This window comes from Dactylosporangium sp. NBC_01737 (assembly GCF_035963215.1).
Classification (GTDB): domain Bacteria; phylum Actinomycetota; class Actinomycetes; order Mycobacteriales; family Micromonosporaceae; genus Dactylosporangium.
In genome coordinates, this window is record NZ_CP109153.1 from 1056425 (window position 1) to 1071050 (window position 14626).

Annotated in this window: 17 protein-coding genes; 7 read left to right on the forward strand and 10 right to left on the reverse strand. The window is 72.5% G+C overall.

All coding sequences use genetic code 11. The features are described from left to right. Positions 1-2: 2 nt before the first annotated feature. The 5 genes from OHA72_RS04810 to OHA72_RS04830 are packed head-to-tail and all read left to right on the forward strand — an operon-like array spanning position 3 to position 3890. Positions 3-1211, forward strand: coding sequence for an amino acid deaminase/aldolase (locus tag OHA72_RS04810; RefSeq protein ID WP_327006640.1), 1209 nt, complete (start codon positions 3-5; stop codon positions 1209-1211). Positions 1212-1213: 2 nt separating this feature from the next. Next, complete coding sequence (locus OHA72_RS04815; protein WP_327011463.1) at positions 1214-2167, forward strand: SAM-dependent methyltransferase; 954 nt, start codon at positions 1214-1216, stop codon at positions 2165-2167. Positions 2168-2199: 32 nt separating this feature from the next. Continuing rightward, positions 2200-2457 (forward strand): DUF6364 family protein, encoded by a 258-nt coding sequence (locus OHA72_RS04820; protein WP_327006641.1) that lies wholly within the window; start codon positions 2200-2202, stop codon positions 2455-2457. Beyond that, positions 2444-2734, forward strand: a complete 291-nt coding sequence (locus OHA72_RS04825) for a type II toxin-antitoxin system PemK/MazF family toxin (protein WP_033363511.1) — start codon at positions 2444-2446, stop codon at positions 2732-2734. The genes OHA72_RS04820 and OHA72_RS04825 overlap by 14 nt, the downstream gene beginning before the upstream one ends. A 19-nt stretch (positions 2735-2753) precedes the next feature. After that, positions 2754-3890 carry an NADH-quinone oxidoreductase subunit D gene (locus OHA72_RS04830; protein WP_327006642.1) on the forward strand — a complete coding sequence of 379 codons (1137 nt, stop codon included), beginning with the start codon at positions 2754-2756 and terminating at the stop codon, positions 3888-3890. Positions 3891-4931: 1041 nt separating this feature from the next. Here the strand turns inward: OHA72_RS04830 and OHA72_RS04835 are convergent. Next, positions 4932-6476, reverse strand: coding sequence for a hypothetical protein (locus OHA72_RS04835; protein WP_327006643.1), 1545 nt, complete (start codon positions 6474-6476; stop codon positions 4932-4934). Here OHA72_RS04835 and OHA72_RS04840 point away from each other — a divergent pair. Beyond that, on the forward strand, positions 6446-7222 hold the full coding sequence (locus OHA72_RS04840) for a hypothetical protein (RefSeq protein WP_327006644.1): 777 nt from the start codon (positions 6446-6448) through the stop codon (positions 7220-7222). The two genes, OHA72_RS04835 and OHA72_RS04840, sit on opposite strands and share 31 nt — an antisense overlap. Here OHA72_RS04840 and OHA72_RS04845 read toward each other — a convergent pair. From OHA72_RS04845 to OHA72_RS04855, 3 genes are all read right to left on the reverse strand, one after another. Then, positions 7219-8277, reverse strand: a complete 1059-nt coding sequence (locus OHA72_RS04845; protein WP_327006645.1) for a glycine betaine ABC transporter substrate-binding protein — start codon at positions 8275-8277, stop codon at positions 7219-7221. The two genes, OHA72_RS04840 and OHA72_RS04845, sit on opposite strands and share 4 nt — an antisense overlap. An 87-nt stretch (positions 8278-8364) precedes the next feature. Continuing rightward, positions 8365-9054, reverse strand: a complete 690-nt coding sequence (locus OHA72_RS04850) for an ABC transporter permease (protein ID WP_327006646.1) — start codon at positions 9052-9054, stop codon at positions 8365-8367. Positions 9055-9085: 31 nt separating this feature from the next. Then, the gene (locus OHA72_RS04855; RefSeq protein ID WP_327006647.1) at positions 9086-9769 is read right to left on the reverse strand and encodes an ABC transporter permease; all 684 of its coding nucleotides are present in this window, start codon (positions 9767-9769) and stop codon (positions 9086-9088) included. Between the two features lie 2 nt (positions 9770-9771). On the opposite strand from OHA72_RS04855, the gene OHA72_RS04860 reads away from it, so the two are divergent. Beyond that, positions 9772-10764 carry an ABC transporter ATP-binding protein gene (locus tag OHA72_RS04860; protein WP_327006648.1) on the forward strand — a complete coding sequence of 331 codons (993 nt, stop codon included), beginning with the start codon at positions 9772-9774 and terminating at the stop codon, positions 10762-10764. A 52-nt stretch (positions 10765-10816) separates the two neighbouring features. Here OHA72_RS04860 and OHA72_RS04865 read toward each other — a convergent pair whose 3' ends face one another. The 6 genes from OHA72_RS04865 to folB all read right to left on the reverse strand — a co-directional run bounded on the left by OHA72_RS04865 (position 10817) and on the right by folB (position 14626). After that, positions 10817-11290 carry a hypothetical protein gene (locus OHA72_RS04865; RefSeq protein ID WP_327006649.1) on the reverse strand — a complete coding sequence of 158 codons (474 nt, stop codon included), beginning with the start codon at positions 11288-11290 and terminating at the stop codon, positions 10817-10819. A 48-nt stretch (positions 11291-11338) separates the two neighbouring features. Then, positions 11339-11626: a hypothetical protein gene (locus tag OHA72_RS04870; RefSeq protein ID WP_327006650.1), complete on the reverse strand. Its 288-nt coding sequence runs from the start codon at positions 11624-11626 to the stop codon at positions 11339-11341. A gap of 30 nt (positions 11627-11656) precedes the next feature. Further along, positions 11657-13045, reverse strand: a complete 1389-nt coding sequence (locus OHA72_RS04875; protein WP_327006651.1) for an ABC transporter permease — start codon at positions 13043-13045, stop codon at positions 11657-11659. Between the two features lie 109 nt (positions 13046-13154). After that, positions 13155-13727 carry a DUF3180 domain-containing protein gene (locus tag OHA72_RS04880; RefSeq protein ID WP_327006652.1) on the reverse strand — a complete coding sequence of 191 codons (573 nt, stop codon included), beginning with the start codon at positions 13725-13727 and terminating at the stop codon, positions 13155-13157. A 15-nt stretch (positions 13728-13742) separates the two neighbouring features. After that, a complete protein-coding gene (gene folK / locus OHA72_RS04885; protein ID WP_327006653.1) occupies positions 13743-14264 on the reverse strand; it encodes a 2-amino-4-hydroxy-6-hydroxymethyldihydropteridine diphosphokinase in 522 nt (173 codons plus the stop codon). Next, positions 14261-14626, reverse strand: a complete 366-nt coding sequence (gene folB / locus OHA72_RS04890; RefSeq protein ID WP_327006654.1) for a dihydroneopterin aldolase — start codon at positions 14624-14626, stop codon at positions 14261-14263. The genes folK and folB overlap by 4 nt, the downstream gene beginning before the upstream one ends.

Below are 14626 nucleotides of genomic sequence, written 5' to 3' on the forward strand. Positions count from 1 at the left end.
TCGTGTCCAGCTCACGTGCCGCCTTGCGGGCCCGCTACGACCGGGCCACCGCCGACCTCGACCCGCCGTTCGCGATCGTCGACCTCGATGGGTTCGACGCCAACAGCGCCGCGATGGTCGGCCGCGCGGCCGGCAAGCCGCTGCGGATGCCCAGCAAGTCGGTGCGGGTCCGGGCGCTGATCGACCGGGCCCTGGCCCAGCCGGGCTGGCACGGCGTCATGGCGTTCACCCTGCCGGAGGCGATCTGGCTGGCGGAGCACGGCACGTCCGGCGACATCCTGGTCGCCTACCCGACCGCCGACCGGGCCGCGCTGCACCGCCTCGCCACCGACGAGAAACTCGCCGCGACCGTCACCGTCATGGTCGACAGCCCCGCCCAGCTCGACCTGATCGACGCCGTCGTCCCGGCCGGTGAGCGGGCCGGGGCGGTGCGGGTCTGCATCGACCTGGACGCCTCCTGGCGCCCTGCCCGGGGCGTGCACATCGGCGTGCGGCGCTCACCCGTGCACAGCGCCCGGCAGGCCGGCGACCTCGCCGCCGCGATCGCCGCCCGGGCCGGGTTCCGCCTGGTGGGGCTGATGTCCTACGAGGCGCAGATCGCCGGCCTCGGCGACGCGCCGCCCGGACGCCCGGTGCGCGGCGCGCTCATCCGCATGATCCAGTCCCGCTCGTTCCCCGAGCTGCTGGCCCGGCGCGCGGCCGTCGTCGCCGAGGTCCGCCGCCACGCCGACCTGGAGTTCGTCAACGGCGGCGGCACCGGCAGCGTCCAGGCGACCGCGCAGGACCCGGCGGTCACCGAGGTCGCCGCCGGCTCGGGGCTGTTCGGCCCGTGGCTCTTCGACGGGTACCGCCGCTGGCGCCCGCAACCCGCGGCGTTCTTCGCGATGTCGGTCGTGCGCCGCCCGAACCCGCAGGTCGCGACCGTCCTCGGCGGCGGCTGGATCGCGTCCGGCGAGACCTCACCGACCCGGCAACCCCTGCCGTGGCTGCCGGAAGGGCTGAAGCTCATCGGCACCGAGGGCGCCGGCGAGGTCCAGACCCCTCTCGTCGGTCCTGGCGCGGCCGGCCTGCGGCTCGGCGAGCGGGTCTACTTCCGCCACGCCAAGGCCGGCGAGCTGTGCGAGCACGTCAACGAGGTCCACCTGGTGTCCGGCGACACGATCGTGGACGTGGTGCCCACCTACCGGGGAGAAGGCAAAGTGTTCCTGTGAGCGTGGGCATGCGGTGGCGGGCGGCGATGGAGCGGGCCCTCTACGGTGACGGCGGGTTCTTCGTGCGGCCTGACGGCGGGCCGGCCGCACACTTCCGCACCAGCGCACACGCCTCGCCGCTGTTCGCCGGTGCGATCGCCACCCTGCTGGAGCGCCTCGACGAGGCCCTGGACCGGCCCGCCCGGCTCGACCTGGTCGACGTCGGCGCCGGCCGCGGCGAGCTGCTGCGCGGCATCCTCGCCGCCCTCCCGCCGCCCGTGGCCGCCCGGGTCGCGGCCGTCGGCGTCGAGCTCGCTCCCCGCCCGGGTGACCTGCCCGACACGATCGGGTGGACCTCCACGATCCCGTCCGGCATCACCGGACTGCTGGTGGCCACCGAGTGGCTCGACAACATCCCGGTCGACATCGTGGAGCTCGATTCGCATTTGCGGCCGCGGTACGTCCTGAGCTCCGCCGACGGCACGGAGACCCTCGACGAGGCACCGCTGACGCCGGGTGACGCCGCCTGGCTGGCCGAATGGTGGCCGCTCGACGGCCTCCCCGAGGGCGCCCGCGCCGAGCTGGGCGGGCCGCGCGACGAGGCATGGGCGAGCGCCGCCGGCAGCGTGACGCGCGGGCTGGCGCTCGCCGTCGACTACGGCCACCTCGCCGGCTCGCGGCCGCTGTTCGGCACGCTCACCGGCTTCCGCGACGGCAAGGAGACCCCGGCGGTACCGGACGGGTCGTGCGATCTGACGGTCGCGGTCGCGTTGGACGCGCTGGGCGTACACCACCTGCTGATGACGCAGCGGGAAGCCTTGCGGCTCCTGGGGGTGCACGGCGGGCGGCCGCCGATCGCGCTCGCCTCCACCGACCCGTCCGGCTACGTGCGCGCCCTGGCGCGGGCCGGCGAGGCGGCGGAGCTCACCGACCCCGCGGGCCTGGGCGGCCACCACTGGGTCATGCGGTGGGTATGAACATTTGTCATACCCGCGGTACACTGGCGATCATGACGGCCAAGGTGACGTTGTCGTTCTCCGACCAGACCATCGCCGACGCCCGACGCTGGGCCGAGCGCGACGGCGTGTCGCTCAGCGCGTGGATCGACCGCGCCGCGCAGGAGCGCGCGCTGCGCGAGATCTTCACCGCCCACGCCGAGGCGGTGCGCCGGGCCAAGCCCGACCTGGAGCGCGCCGCGCTCGCCGACGAGGAAGAGATCGCCCTGGTCGACGCGGAGCTGTTCAGCGGGCGCCGTGCGGCGCGGTGAAGTCTGGCTGATCAAGGGCGCCCGTGAGCGCCTCGGACTGATCATCAGCTCCGACGTGTTCAACAGCACGGACGTGCCCGTCGTCATCGTCGCCGAGGTCACCGACCAGGAGGAGCTGCGCGACTCGCCGCTCGCCGTCGAGCTCGACGACCTGGTCGTCATGCCCGACCGGCTCTCCTCGCCGCTGAAGCGCTGGTTCACCGAGCGCGTCGCCGTCGCCGACACCGCCACGATGCACAACGTCTCGCGGGCGCTGCGGATCCTGCAGGACCTGTAGTGGCTTTAGTGTTACAAGCATGACCTCCGAGTTGACGGTCGGCACCGGCGCGGGCCTCGACACCGCCGACATGGTGCTCAACATCGGCCCGCAGCACCCCTCCACGCACGGTGTGCTGCGGCTCAAGCTCGTCCTGGACGGCGAGCGGGTGCTCAGCGCCGAGCCGATCATCGGCTACATGCACCGTGGCGCGGAGAAGCTCTTCGAGGTCCGCGACTACCGGCAGATCATCATGCTGGCCAACCGGCACGACTGGCTGTCGGCGTTCTGCAACGAGCTCGGCGTCGTCCTCGCCGTCGAGCGGCTCATGGGCATCGAGGTCCCCGACCGGGCCGTCTGGCTGCGCACCGCCCTGGCCGAGCTCAACCGGGTGCTCAACCACCTGATGTTCCTCGGCTCGTATCCGCTGGAGATCGGCGCGATCACGCCCGTCTTCTACGCCTTCCGCGAGCGCGAGACGATCCAGGCCGTCATGGAGGAGGCGTCCGGCGGGCGGATGCACTACATGTACAACCGCGTCGGCGGCCTCAAGGAGGAGGTCCCGGCCGGCTGGACCACCCGCGCCCGCGCCGCCATCGACCAGGTCCGCCGCCGCATGCCCGACCTGGACAACCTGATCCGCCGCAACGAGATCTTCCTCGCCCGCACCGTCGGCGTGGGCGTCCTGTCCGCCGCCGACGCCGCCGCCTACGGCGCCTCGGGCCCCGTCGCCCGCGCCTCCGGCCTCGACTTCGACCTGCGGCGCGACGAGCCCTACCTGGCCTACGGCTCGCTCACCGTCCCCGTCGTGACCCGCACGACCGGCGACTGCCACGCCCGCTTCGAAGTGCTCCTCGACCAGGTGTATGCCTCGCTCGACCTCGCACAGACCTGCCTCGACGAGGTCGACAAGCTCACCGGCCCGGTCAACGTGCGGCTGCCGAAGGTCGTGAAGGCCCCCGAGGGGCACACCTACGCCTGGACCGAGAATCCGCTCGGCATCAACGGCTACTACCTGGTCTCCCGCGGCGAGAAGACCCCCTGGCGCCTCAAGCTGCGCACCGCGTCCTACTCCAACGTCCAGGCCCTGTCGAAGCTGCTGCCCGGCACCCTGGTCCCCGACCTGATCGCCATCCTCGGCTCGATGTTCTTCGTCGTCGGCGACGTCGACAAGTAGCCTTCGCCGAAGCCACCCCGGACAGCCACGGGGCGACTTCGATCTGTGCAGGCTTGTGTCAATCGGTGACTGGACCGGTGGGTACCACGCTCCAGACGGCGACCTTCCCCGCCCCGCTTGATCGAAGGACACCCCCGGCCACCGGGACGACCACCGCCGTCCTTCGATCACGGTCGCAAGATCGTCCGCTGGCACCGAACCGTGGCCGCCGGCAGGAACACTCCGGTGCGCGGGCCGCCACCCCGCCACCCCGCCGCTCCGCCGGACCGGGTGGGTGCCGGTGCCTCCCCGATCTGTGCAGGGTTGTGTCAATCGGTGACTGGTCCGGTGGGTACCACGCTCCAGACGGCGACCTTCCCCCGCCCCGCTTGATCGAAGGACACCCCCGGCCACCGGGACGACCACCGCCGTCCTTCGATCACGGTCGCAAGATCGTCCGCTGGCACCGAACCGTGGCCGCCGGCAGGAACACTCCGGTGCGCGGGCCGCCACCCTGCCACCCCGCCGCTCCGCCGGACCGGGTGGGTGCCGGTGCCTTCCGGATCGCCGCGAAGTCGCGGCCACCGATGACCGGACCGGGGAGTACCACGCTCCAGACGGCGACCTTCCCCGCCCCGCTTGATCGAAGGACACCCCCGGCCACCGGGACGACCACCGCCGTCCTTCGATCACAGCCGCAAGGTCGTCCGGCGGCGAGCCGCGCCGGCCGCGGCGACACTCGACGACGGCAAACACCAATCATGGGCGGGCCGGACCCCGCGGCAGGCGCTCGCCCCGCCGCCGAACGCGCAACCACCGGCAAGAACGCTCCAGAGCGCCCGCCGCCGCACGCTGCCTTGCCAGGGATCCGCCGGATTGCCGTGGGTCCGGTCGACGCCGGCTGGCGCTCCCACCATGCCGCTCGGGTCGTCCGGCTCGTCCCGCACCGGCGCCACCGTGATCGAAGTCGCTGGCCGGCCGCCGGGACGGCTTTGGCGGCGACGCTGACAGCGCGAGCGCAGCGAGCATGGGGGCCGCGGGTGGGAACCCGCCGCAGCAGCCTTACCGCCAGCGGTCGTCGTTGCCTTCGAAGTCGACGATCTGGCGGGCGGGGCGGGAGCGGGCGTCGTCGCGGGAGCCGTTCCAGCCGTAGTCCTCGTCGTCGTCCTGGCGGGCGCGGCGCGAGACGCGCTCCTCGTCGGGGGCGGGGGCGGGGTCCTGCCAGCGCGACACGGGAGCCGCGGGCAGGGCGGCCTGCGCGGCGCCGAGGGCGGGCCGGTCGCGGCGGACCTCGGACCAGCGGGTCGTGCCGGTGTCGTCGCGGCGGGCTTCCTCGTAGCTGCTCTCGGACCACTGCCCGTCGGTCTCGCGCTGGCGCTCGCGCTCACGGCGGGCCTCGGACCGGCGTGGGCTCTCCCGGTGGGGCTCGTCGTCGGGGGTGGCGGGCACGTACTCCTCGTGCCGCACCGACGCCCAGCGGTCCTCGATCCGCACGTGGGTGCCGGTCTCGTCGGCGTGGACCGCGGCGCGGCGCTCGCCCATGCGCAGCTCGCGGCCGCCGCGCTCGTCGCTGTGCACCGACGCCCACCGGTCCGTGGTGCGGACCCCGGTCACGCTGCCGGCGTCGTCGTCCGGGTCGTGCGCGCGGCGGCGCCCACCCGGGCGTTCGACCTCCCGGGACGGCCCGTCGCCGGCGGCCCGCGCCATCCGCTCCCGCAGCAGCTGCTCGGTCCACGATTCCTCGCGGGGCGCCTCACGGGGTGCCTCACGGGATGCTTCGGTGCGTTCGATCCACTCGGACCGTTCGCTGCGTTCCGTCCATTCGGATCGTTCGGTGCGCTCGGACCGGCTGATGCGCTCGGCGCCCCAGCCCCGCTCGGTGCGGTCGGACTGCTCGTCCCGGCCCCCGCGGTCAGTGTGCTCACCACGTCCGCCGCGGTCGGCGTGGTCCCCCCGGCTTCGTTCGCCCCGGTCGGCGCCGTGCTCGCCCCGGTCGCCCCAGTCACCGCGACCCGAGTGCTCGCCGCGGCCGCGCTCGGCCCGGTCGTCGCCGCGGGCACCGTCGCCGCGGTCGGTCCACTCGGCCCGCCGCCTCCGCCCGCCGCCTTCGCCGTCCGCGCCGTCGCCGCGGGCACCCCACTCGCCGCGGGTGCCTCTGTCGCCCCGGCCGGGGTCAGCGTCGGCCCGGCCGCCGCGCGCGCCGCGGTCCGCCCGGTCGCCGTCGGCCCACTCGCCGCGGGCCGCGTGCCCGCCGGCGTCGCCACGGTCGGTCCAGTCACCACGGCCACGGTCGGCCCGGCCGGTGTCGCCGTCGTCGCCACGGTCGGTCCAGTCACCGCGACCGGTGCGGTCGGACTGGTCGACCCAGTCGGGGGCGTCGCGGCCGCCACGCCCGCGGTCATGCGACCCGCTCCGCCCGCCACGGTCACGCTCGGCCTGGTCGGGCTCGTCATCGCGGTCGGCCCAGCCGGCCCGGCCGGCGCGCCCGGCCCGGTCGGGCGCCTCGCTCCAGTGCCCGCCGTCGACGACCCGGCCGGCGTCCCTGCCGCCGTCGTGGCGCCCCGCTCGGCGGGGTCGTGCCAGTCCTGCCCGTCGCGGTCGGACCACTCGCCCGGGCGCTGGGGCCAGTCGGCGTCACGCTCGGCGACGCGCTCGGCGACCGGGCGGCGCTGCTGCGGGATCTCGACGGGGCGGGCGCCGTAGACGGTGCCGTCGCGGCGCTGGTCGGTCGGGTCGACGACCATGGTCTTGGTGGTGACCTGCACGGTCTCGGTGTGCCGCAGCACGCCCTGTGGCACCGCGGCGGAGCCGACCGGCTGTGGCCCGGCGTGCTGGGCGGCGGCCTGCTGCGCGGCGCGGGTGGCGCGTTCGAGCTGGCCGCGCATCATGTCGACCTGGTTGCGCAGCGCGTCGACGGTCTCGTGCAGCACGCCGATGCGCTCGACGAGCTGACCGTGCGTGGCGCGGGCCGCGTGCGTGATGTCGCCACGGATGTCGTCGCGGAGCGTGTCGAGCTCCTCGAACATCGCCTCTTCGATCTCGCTGCGCACGTTGTCGTTGTCGGGGCGCAGCGCGATGGACAGGCCGATGAGCACGACGACCCCGACGGCGAGCACCGCGGCGAGCTGCAGGACGAACCCGCCACCGAACAGCAGCAGCAGCGCGGCCAGCGGAGCAAGGCCGACGCCAGCCCAGAAGAGGATCTGGAGCACCTTCGCGCTCGGCCGTCCTCCGGTGGTTTCCGCGGCTGGCATGAGCAGAGACCTTACCTAGTCTTCAGAGCAAGGGAAATGCCCGCCCTCGGCGTCGAGGACGGGCATTCCACCACTACCGTGCGTTATCGGCGCGGCTAGGCGAGCGAGCCGTCCGAGGAGAAGACGAGCGCGATCGTCGCCGTGCCCTTCTTCAGCGCGTCGAGGCTCTGCGGGCCGCCCGCGTCGAGGCTGACGAACTTGCCGAACTGGATGCTGTAGGTCTTCTCCAGACCGGGCTGGCAGAACGGCCGCTGCGGGCACTCGGCCGGGCCACCGAGGACGGTGTCCTTGCCGGAGCACTTGGTGGCGAAGTCGCTGAGCGTCTTCACGCCGTTCTTGTCGGCGAACGCGGTGGTGACCGCGAACGCGTTCTGGTCGGCCGCCTTCGACGCCTTGCCGAAGGTCAGGCCGGCCTTGCCGCCGATGTCCTTGAGCGCGGTGACGGTCTTGTCGACGTCACCGGAGGCGAGGGTCTTGGCGTCCTTGCCGTTGACCTGCCCGTTGATGAACTCGGTCAGGGTGCCCGCATACTCCGGGACGACCTGGATGTCGCCCTTGGTGAGCTGGCCGTAGTAGACCTCGCGCTTGCCGATGGTCTGGACGGTCGCGTCGTAACCGGCGGCGTCCAGGGCGATCTCGTAGAGCGCGCCGAGCGTGGCGTTCTCGGCGAAGTCCGCGGCGCCGATCTTGATCGCCCCGCCCTTGCCCTTCTCGAGACCGGTCGTGAGGTTCTCGGCCTTGGCGAAGTCCTCCGCCGCGACCTTGGACGTCTTGCGGTCCACGACGACCGCCTTGTTGAGCTGGATCAGCTTCTCCGTGGTGAGTGCGTCGGAGACCTTGTCCAGCGCCGCGACGAGGGCCGGGTCGGCGGCCTTCGTGTTGATCGCGGCGATGATGTTGTCCGCCGTCTGGAGCTGCTTGTCGTCGGTGAGGACGACGAGTTTGTCTCCGGCGACCGGGGCACAGCCGGCCCCGCTCACACTCGCCGGCGCCTGGGTGCCCGAGGAACCCTCATCGCCGCAGGCCGCGAGGCCTACGGTGGCGAGGCCCAGAAGGACCCCGAGCGTGGCGCGCATGGCAGTTCGCAAAATGGCCCGCCTTCCGTGTCCCGGCGCGATCACTGTGACCGGCCGCGTGTCCGACGGACGGCGCATCGGCTTGAAGCCCGCCCGCTCCTCAATAGGCAACTCCGCCCATGTGGAATCGGCAACCGCAACCAGGCACGGTTTCGTAACGACCGGTCACACTCTGCCTGCGGCCTGCCGTAACACCTTGGGTGTGACCTTGCGCTCCACCAGGGCCATCAGGCCGTCGATGAGCAGCGCGAGCAGGGCGACGAGGACCGCGCCGGCGAGGATCTGGGCGTCGCCGCGGCCCGGGCCGAGCCCGAACCCGGCGGAGATGATGTTGCCCAGTCCGCCGCCGTTGACCAGGGTGGCGAGGGTCGCGGTGGCCACCACCTGGGTGGTCGCGATCCGCAGGCCCGTCGCCAGGTAGGGCACGGCCAGCGGCAGCTCCACCCGGAACAGCAGTTGATCCGTCCGCAGACCCATGCCCCGGCCCGCATCGCGAACCTCCTCGTCGATCGCCCGCATGCCGGTGTACGCGTTGGCCAGCAGCGGCGGCAACGAGAACACGGTCAGCGCGACCACCACGGCCGACTTGCCGATGCCGAGCGGGCTCAGCGACAGGATCGTCAGCAGCGCGATGACCGGCATCGCCTGCGTGATGTTGGACAGGATGACGACCACGCCGGAGCCGGCGCCGACGCGGCCGAGCAGGATCCCGACGGGCCACGCGACCAGGCAGCCGAAGAACACCGACAGGAACGAGATCTCCAGGTGCTCCTGCAGGCGGACCAGCACACCGTCGGGATTGGTCCAGTTCAGCGGGTCGTTGAACCACAGGAACATGTCATTGATTGCGCTCATGATGAGCCGCCTCCGCTGCGCTCCGGACCGCTCATGCCTTCGCCCTCCTGGTCCACGGCGTGAGGGCCCGGGTCAACGCGACCAGCAGCAGGTCCAGCACCAGCGCGAGCAGCACGCAGATGAGCGCGGCGGTGGCGATCTGCGCCTTGTAGAAGTTGTTGCGGAAGCCGCTGAGGATGAGCGCGCCGAGGCCGCCCTGGGAGCCGACGGCCGCGCCGACAGTGACCAACGCCACTGTCGAGACCGTCGCGAGCCGCAGCCCCGTGAGGATCGACGGCAGCGCGAGGGGCAGTTCGACGCGCAGCAGGCGGGCGGCCCGGCCGTATCCCATGGCGGTGGCGGCTTCGCGCACGTCGCCGGGCACCTGCTGCAGTCCGGTGAGGGAGTTGCGGATGATGACGATCAGCGCGTACATCACCAGCGCCACGATGACGGGGGTGCGGCCGGTGCCCAGGAACGGCGCCAGGAAGGCCAGCAGGGCCAGCGACGGAATCGTGTAAAGCACGCTGGCTGATGTCAGAATCGGCGTGGCGAGCGGGCGCACCCAGTACGCCAGCACCGCCAGCGGCACCGCGATGGCCACCGCGATCGCGACCGACCACACGGTGATGGCCACGTGATCCAGCAGCGCGTCCCGGATCGTGTCGGAGTTGTCCCGGACGTAACTCCAGGAAAACCAGGGGTTGCCCGCCTCACCGCGAGCCAGGAAGGACATGCGTGGACCGTACCGCGAAGGCCGACGCCGCGCCGATCACCCTCGATCGGCTCAGCAAGACGTACCCGAACAGCACCACGGCGGTCGACGAGCTGAGCCTGGACATCGCCGCCGGCGACGTGACCGTGCTCATCGGCCCGTCGGGCTGCGGCAAGTCGACCGTGCTCAGGATGGTCAACCGGCTGATCGAGCCGACCAGCGGCCGGGTGCTGGTCGCCGGCGAGGACGTGACCAGGGTCGACCCGGTGCGGTTGCGGCGCACGATCGGCTACGTGATCCAGAATGTGGGACTGTTCCCGCACCAGACGGTCCGGACCAACGTCGGCACCGTGCCGCGCATGCTGGGGTGGGACAAGGCCCGCGTCGCCGCGCGCACCGACGAGCTGCTGGACCTGGTCGGTCTCGAGCCGGGGCGGTACGCCGCCCGGTATCCGCACGAGCTGTCCGGCGGTCAGCGCCAGCGGGTCGGGTTCGCCCGCGCGCTCGCCGCGGACCCGGTGGTGCTGCTGATGGACGAGCCGTTCTCCGCGGTCGACCCGATCAACCGGGGCCGCCTGCAGGACGAGTTCCTGCGGCTGCGGCAGAGCGTGCGCAAGACGACGATCCTGGTCACGCACGACCTCCAGGAGGCGATCAAGCTCGGCGACAAGATCGCGGTGCTGTCCGACCACGCGCACCTGGAGCAGTACGCGACGCCCGCGGAGCTCCTGGCCAACCCCGCCAACGCGTTCGTCGAGCAGTTCATCGGCGAGGACCGTGGCGTGATGCGCCTGTCGGTGACCCCGATCCCCCGCGACCGGCTGCACCCGCTCGACGGCGCCCCCGACGGCCTGCCCAGCGTCCCTGCCGGCGCGACGCTGCGGGTCGCCTTCGGCACCATGCTGGCAGCGGGGACGGGCTCGGTGGTGGTGCGGGACGGCGACGAGCCGCTCGGGTTGTTGTCCGCCGCGGATGTACAGGTGGCGCTCGCCGAGGTCGACACCACCGCCCGTTGATGCGCGAAGACCGGCGGCGGGGGTGGCCGCCGCCGGTCTGTTCGCGGTGCCGTTACGTCCGCCGGCCCGCCATGGAGGCGATGCCGACGATCCAGCCGACGATGAGGCCGTAGCCGGCGCCGCCGGCGGCGTTGACGACCGCGGTCCCGAAGGACGCGTTCGCCAGCAGGAACGCGGTGAGGAGGGCGGCCAGCGCGGCCGCGAAGATGAAGGCGGCCCAACCGGTCAGGATCGCCGAGATGGTGCCGCGCGCGCTGGACAGCTGCGCGCCGACGAGCAGTGAGATGAACACCGCCGTGAACAGGATCAGCAGGATCGCCTTCAGGTCGGCGGCCAGCAGCTCACGGAACGACTGATCGCTGTCGATGTTCCATTGGGGCCACGCGAGGGTCTCCAGGAAGAGCCCCCTGTTGCCCTCGTTGACCCAGTCGACGTACCAGGGGCTGCCGAAGATCAGCACCAGCAGGAATGCCACCAGCGTGCCCGCGCTTGACGCGGAGCGGTAGCGCGAACGAGTAACAGCCATGCCCCGGATTAGTCCCGGGAAACAATTTTTGTAAACAGATACCGATAGTTACTTCGATGGCGACATCAGGTAGTCGATGAAGGCCGCGCGGACCAGCGGCTCGGACTCCCCGTAGCTGTGGTCGGTGACCTCACGCCAGAGCGCGACGACGTCGTCGATCGTGGCGTCCAGCGAGCCGAGCCAGCCGTCCTGCGTGTCGTCGTTGCTGGACGTGACGTGCTTGAACAGGTCCCAGAAGAACTTCACGTCGCGACGCTGCCGGGCGAGGTTGAAGGCGCGTTCGCGGAGTTCCTCGGTGGACAGCGCGTCAAGCTCCGCAAGGGTGGCGTCGGTCATGAACACAGCTTAGCGAGGGCGGCGCGGCGGTCAGCGGTTGCTGCCCCACCGCTCCTCGACGCCCCAGTCCTCGTCCGTGGTGCGCGCCGGCAACTGGCTGGTCCAGCCTCCGGTGCGCGACGCCGACCAGCCGTTGTCGGGCTCGGCCTGGCCGGTGCCGTAGTCGCCGCGGGTCGAGGACGTGCTGGGGGTCCAGATCTCCTCCTCGACCTCTTCCTCCGCGATCGTCGGCGGCCTGCCGAAGGTCTCGATGAGACGGGTCACGACCAGGCCGATGACGATCGCGCCGCCGGCGACCGCGAGGGGCGCGATGTTCCACTTCTCGGCGGCGGAGTACCGGAACAGCACCGTCATGGCGGCGACCGCGAGGACGGTGCCGAACACGCCGCCGCGGCGGCCGTAGGCGGAGGTGCCGCCGACGAGGGCCGCGCCGAGGGCGAGGGCGGTGGTGGCGAGGCCGGCCGCCGCCATGCCGTTCTCGGTGGTGGCGACCTCGCGGACGTCGAGGGCGGTCAGCACCCCGGCGGCCGAGGCGAGCAGGGCCGAGCCGGCGATCGCGAGGCCGGTGATGGTGGCCGCGCCGCCGCCGCGGCGGCGGGCCGGGTCGGCGACCGGGCGGAAGCGCCCGACGGCGCGGCGGACCGGCCGGATCAGGCCGACGGCACCGCCGACGACCCCGACGAGGACGACCGCGAGCAGCCAGTACAGCGCCTTGTCGTGCGGGTCGTACGCGCCGGTGACGACCTTCTCCGCGTTCTGGTCGGCGATCCAGGCCATGAGCGCGAGGCCGACGCCGAGGCTGGCCGCCCAGCCGGGGACGTGGAAGCCGACGACCAGGACCGCGATGACCACGCCGACGCCGAGCGCGACGAGGGCGGTGATACCGGCGGTCATCGCCAGGCCGCGGTGGGAGTTGTCGGCGAAGAACAGCGCCGACGCGTACGCGATCGGGCCGAGGGCCAGGTTGACCGCGCCGGCACGCAGGGTGAGCCCCATGGCGATGGCGACGAGTCCCAGTTCGGCGCCGGCGAGCAGCAGCGACTCGAACTCGACGCCGCGCAGCGCCTCCGGGCGGGCGTCGCGCAGCAGGTACAGCAGCGATGCGGTGGCAAGCAGGAGCACCATCTCCCACAGCGCGTGCACCGCCAGCCGGTCGCGGCCCGGCTCGCCGTGCTCGGGGTCGTCGAAGACGTCGCCGAGCTGCGCGGGGCTGGGCGCGGCCCGCCTGGCGGCGAGGCCCAGCGTGCTCTCCGTCGGCGGCACGCTGTAGTCGGTGTTCGCCGCGTAGGAACCAGGGGTGTAGACCGACTGGTTGGACACGCCGAGCGTGGGCGCGTCCTCGGGCACGCCGCCCGATCGGAAGTCGGGCTCCTCACGGAACCCGGGTTCACCGCGGAACCGCGAGTCGTCGTACGCCATCGCGCGCGCCTCCTGCCAGCCGACGACCGGTACGGGTCGCACAGTAACCGCGGATTGTGACCTGCGACAGTCTTTGGGCGTGGAAGACGACAGTGTTTGTTCCAGATGGCTATCGATCGAGGCTTTCGTCCTCGGTGCGATCGCCCTCCTGGCGGCCGTCCACGCGCCCCTGCCTGGGAAGATCCTTGTCCCGCTGGCTCGGGGGCACCCGGCAGGCCCGTTCCAGCCACAATGCGGCGGCAACCAGCACGATCGATGCGGCGACGCCGAGCAGCGCCTGCGGCAGGTTGTCCGAGACCTTGGCCAGGACCCCCTTCTGCGTCAGCAGCCAGGTGGACATGCCCAGGTAGAGGCCGCCGAACAGGGCAGCGACCAGGGCGGATGCCTTACCGAGGACGGCGTACCGCGCGATGACGAGGGGCTGCAGCGGCCCGGCGCCCTCCTTGCGGAGGATCCGGTTGCGGGTCGAGTAGGCCTCGAAGCCCTCGAAGATCGCCAGGCCGATCAGGGTCAGCGGTGGCAGCCAGGGCAGCGTCGGCATGCTGTTCCACAGGCTGCTGATGCCGATCCAGGCCAGCGCGGTCGTGGCGAGCGCGGCGATGACGAGGGTGGCTGGGCGGGTCGGCTCCATACGGCCCTTGGGCCCGGTCGCGTTCGGTTCGTCGGATGACGGCGTGGCCATCGGCTCGGCTCCAGATCACGATTCGAGGTGGATGTCTTCCCGCGGGCGCAGGTCGGCGAGGTCGGCGGCGACCGGGGAGGCCCGGACCAGGTCATAGAGCCACCCGTGGCCCGGCAGCTGCCCATAGGGCTGGATGTCGAGCCACGGCCGGAGCACGAACGCCCGGAGATGTGCCCGCGGGTGGGGCAGGGTCAGCTCCGGATCGTCGGTGGTGACCGGCCGGTCGTCGTCGTCCCAGACGGCGATGACGTCTACGTCAAGCGTACGCGGGCCGAAGCGGCGCTCCGGGTCCCGCACGCGACCTGCGGTGTCCTCCAGGCGGTGGGCCCGGTCGAGCCAGTCGCGGGGGGTCGCGCCCGGGTCGACGGCGAGCAGGACCGCGTTGAGGTAGTGCGGCTGGTCGGGGTCGCCCCACGGGGGTGTCTCGTACACCCCGGAGACGGCCACCACGACGTCACCCAGCCCCGCGACCGCGCCGCGGAGGTTGGCCTCGCGGTCGTCGAGGTTGCTGCCCAGGGCGAGCACCGCTCTCGTCACGGGCGTGCCCGGCGGATGGTCACGGCGACGTCGGCGAACTCGTGCGGGATCGGCGCCTGCGGCTTGTGCACGGTGACGGTCGCGGCGAGGACCAGCGGGTCCCGCAGGCACACGTCGGCGAGGCGCTGCGCGAGGGTCTCGATGAGGTTGACCGGCTCCCCGGCGACGACCTCGGCGAGGCCGCCGGCCAGTTCGCCATAGTGCACGGTGTCGGTGACCTCGTCGGACGCCGCGGCCGGCGCGAGGTCGAGCTCCAGGATCACGTCGATCACGAAGTCCTGGCCGTCGGCGCGCTCGAAGTCGAACACCCCGTGGTGACCGCGGACCCGGAGCCCGGTCAGGCTGATCCGGTCGGCTGTCAT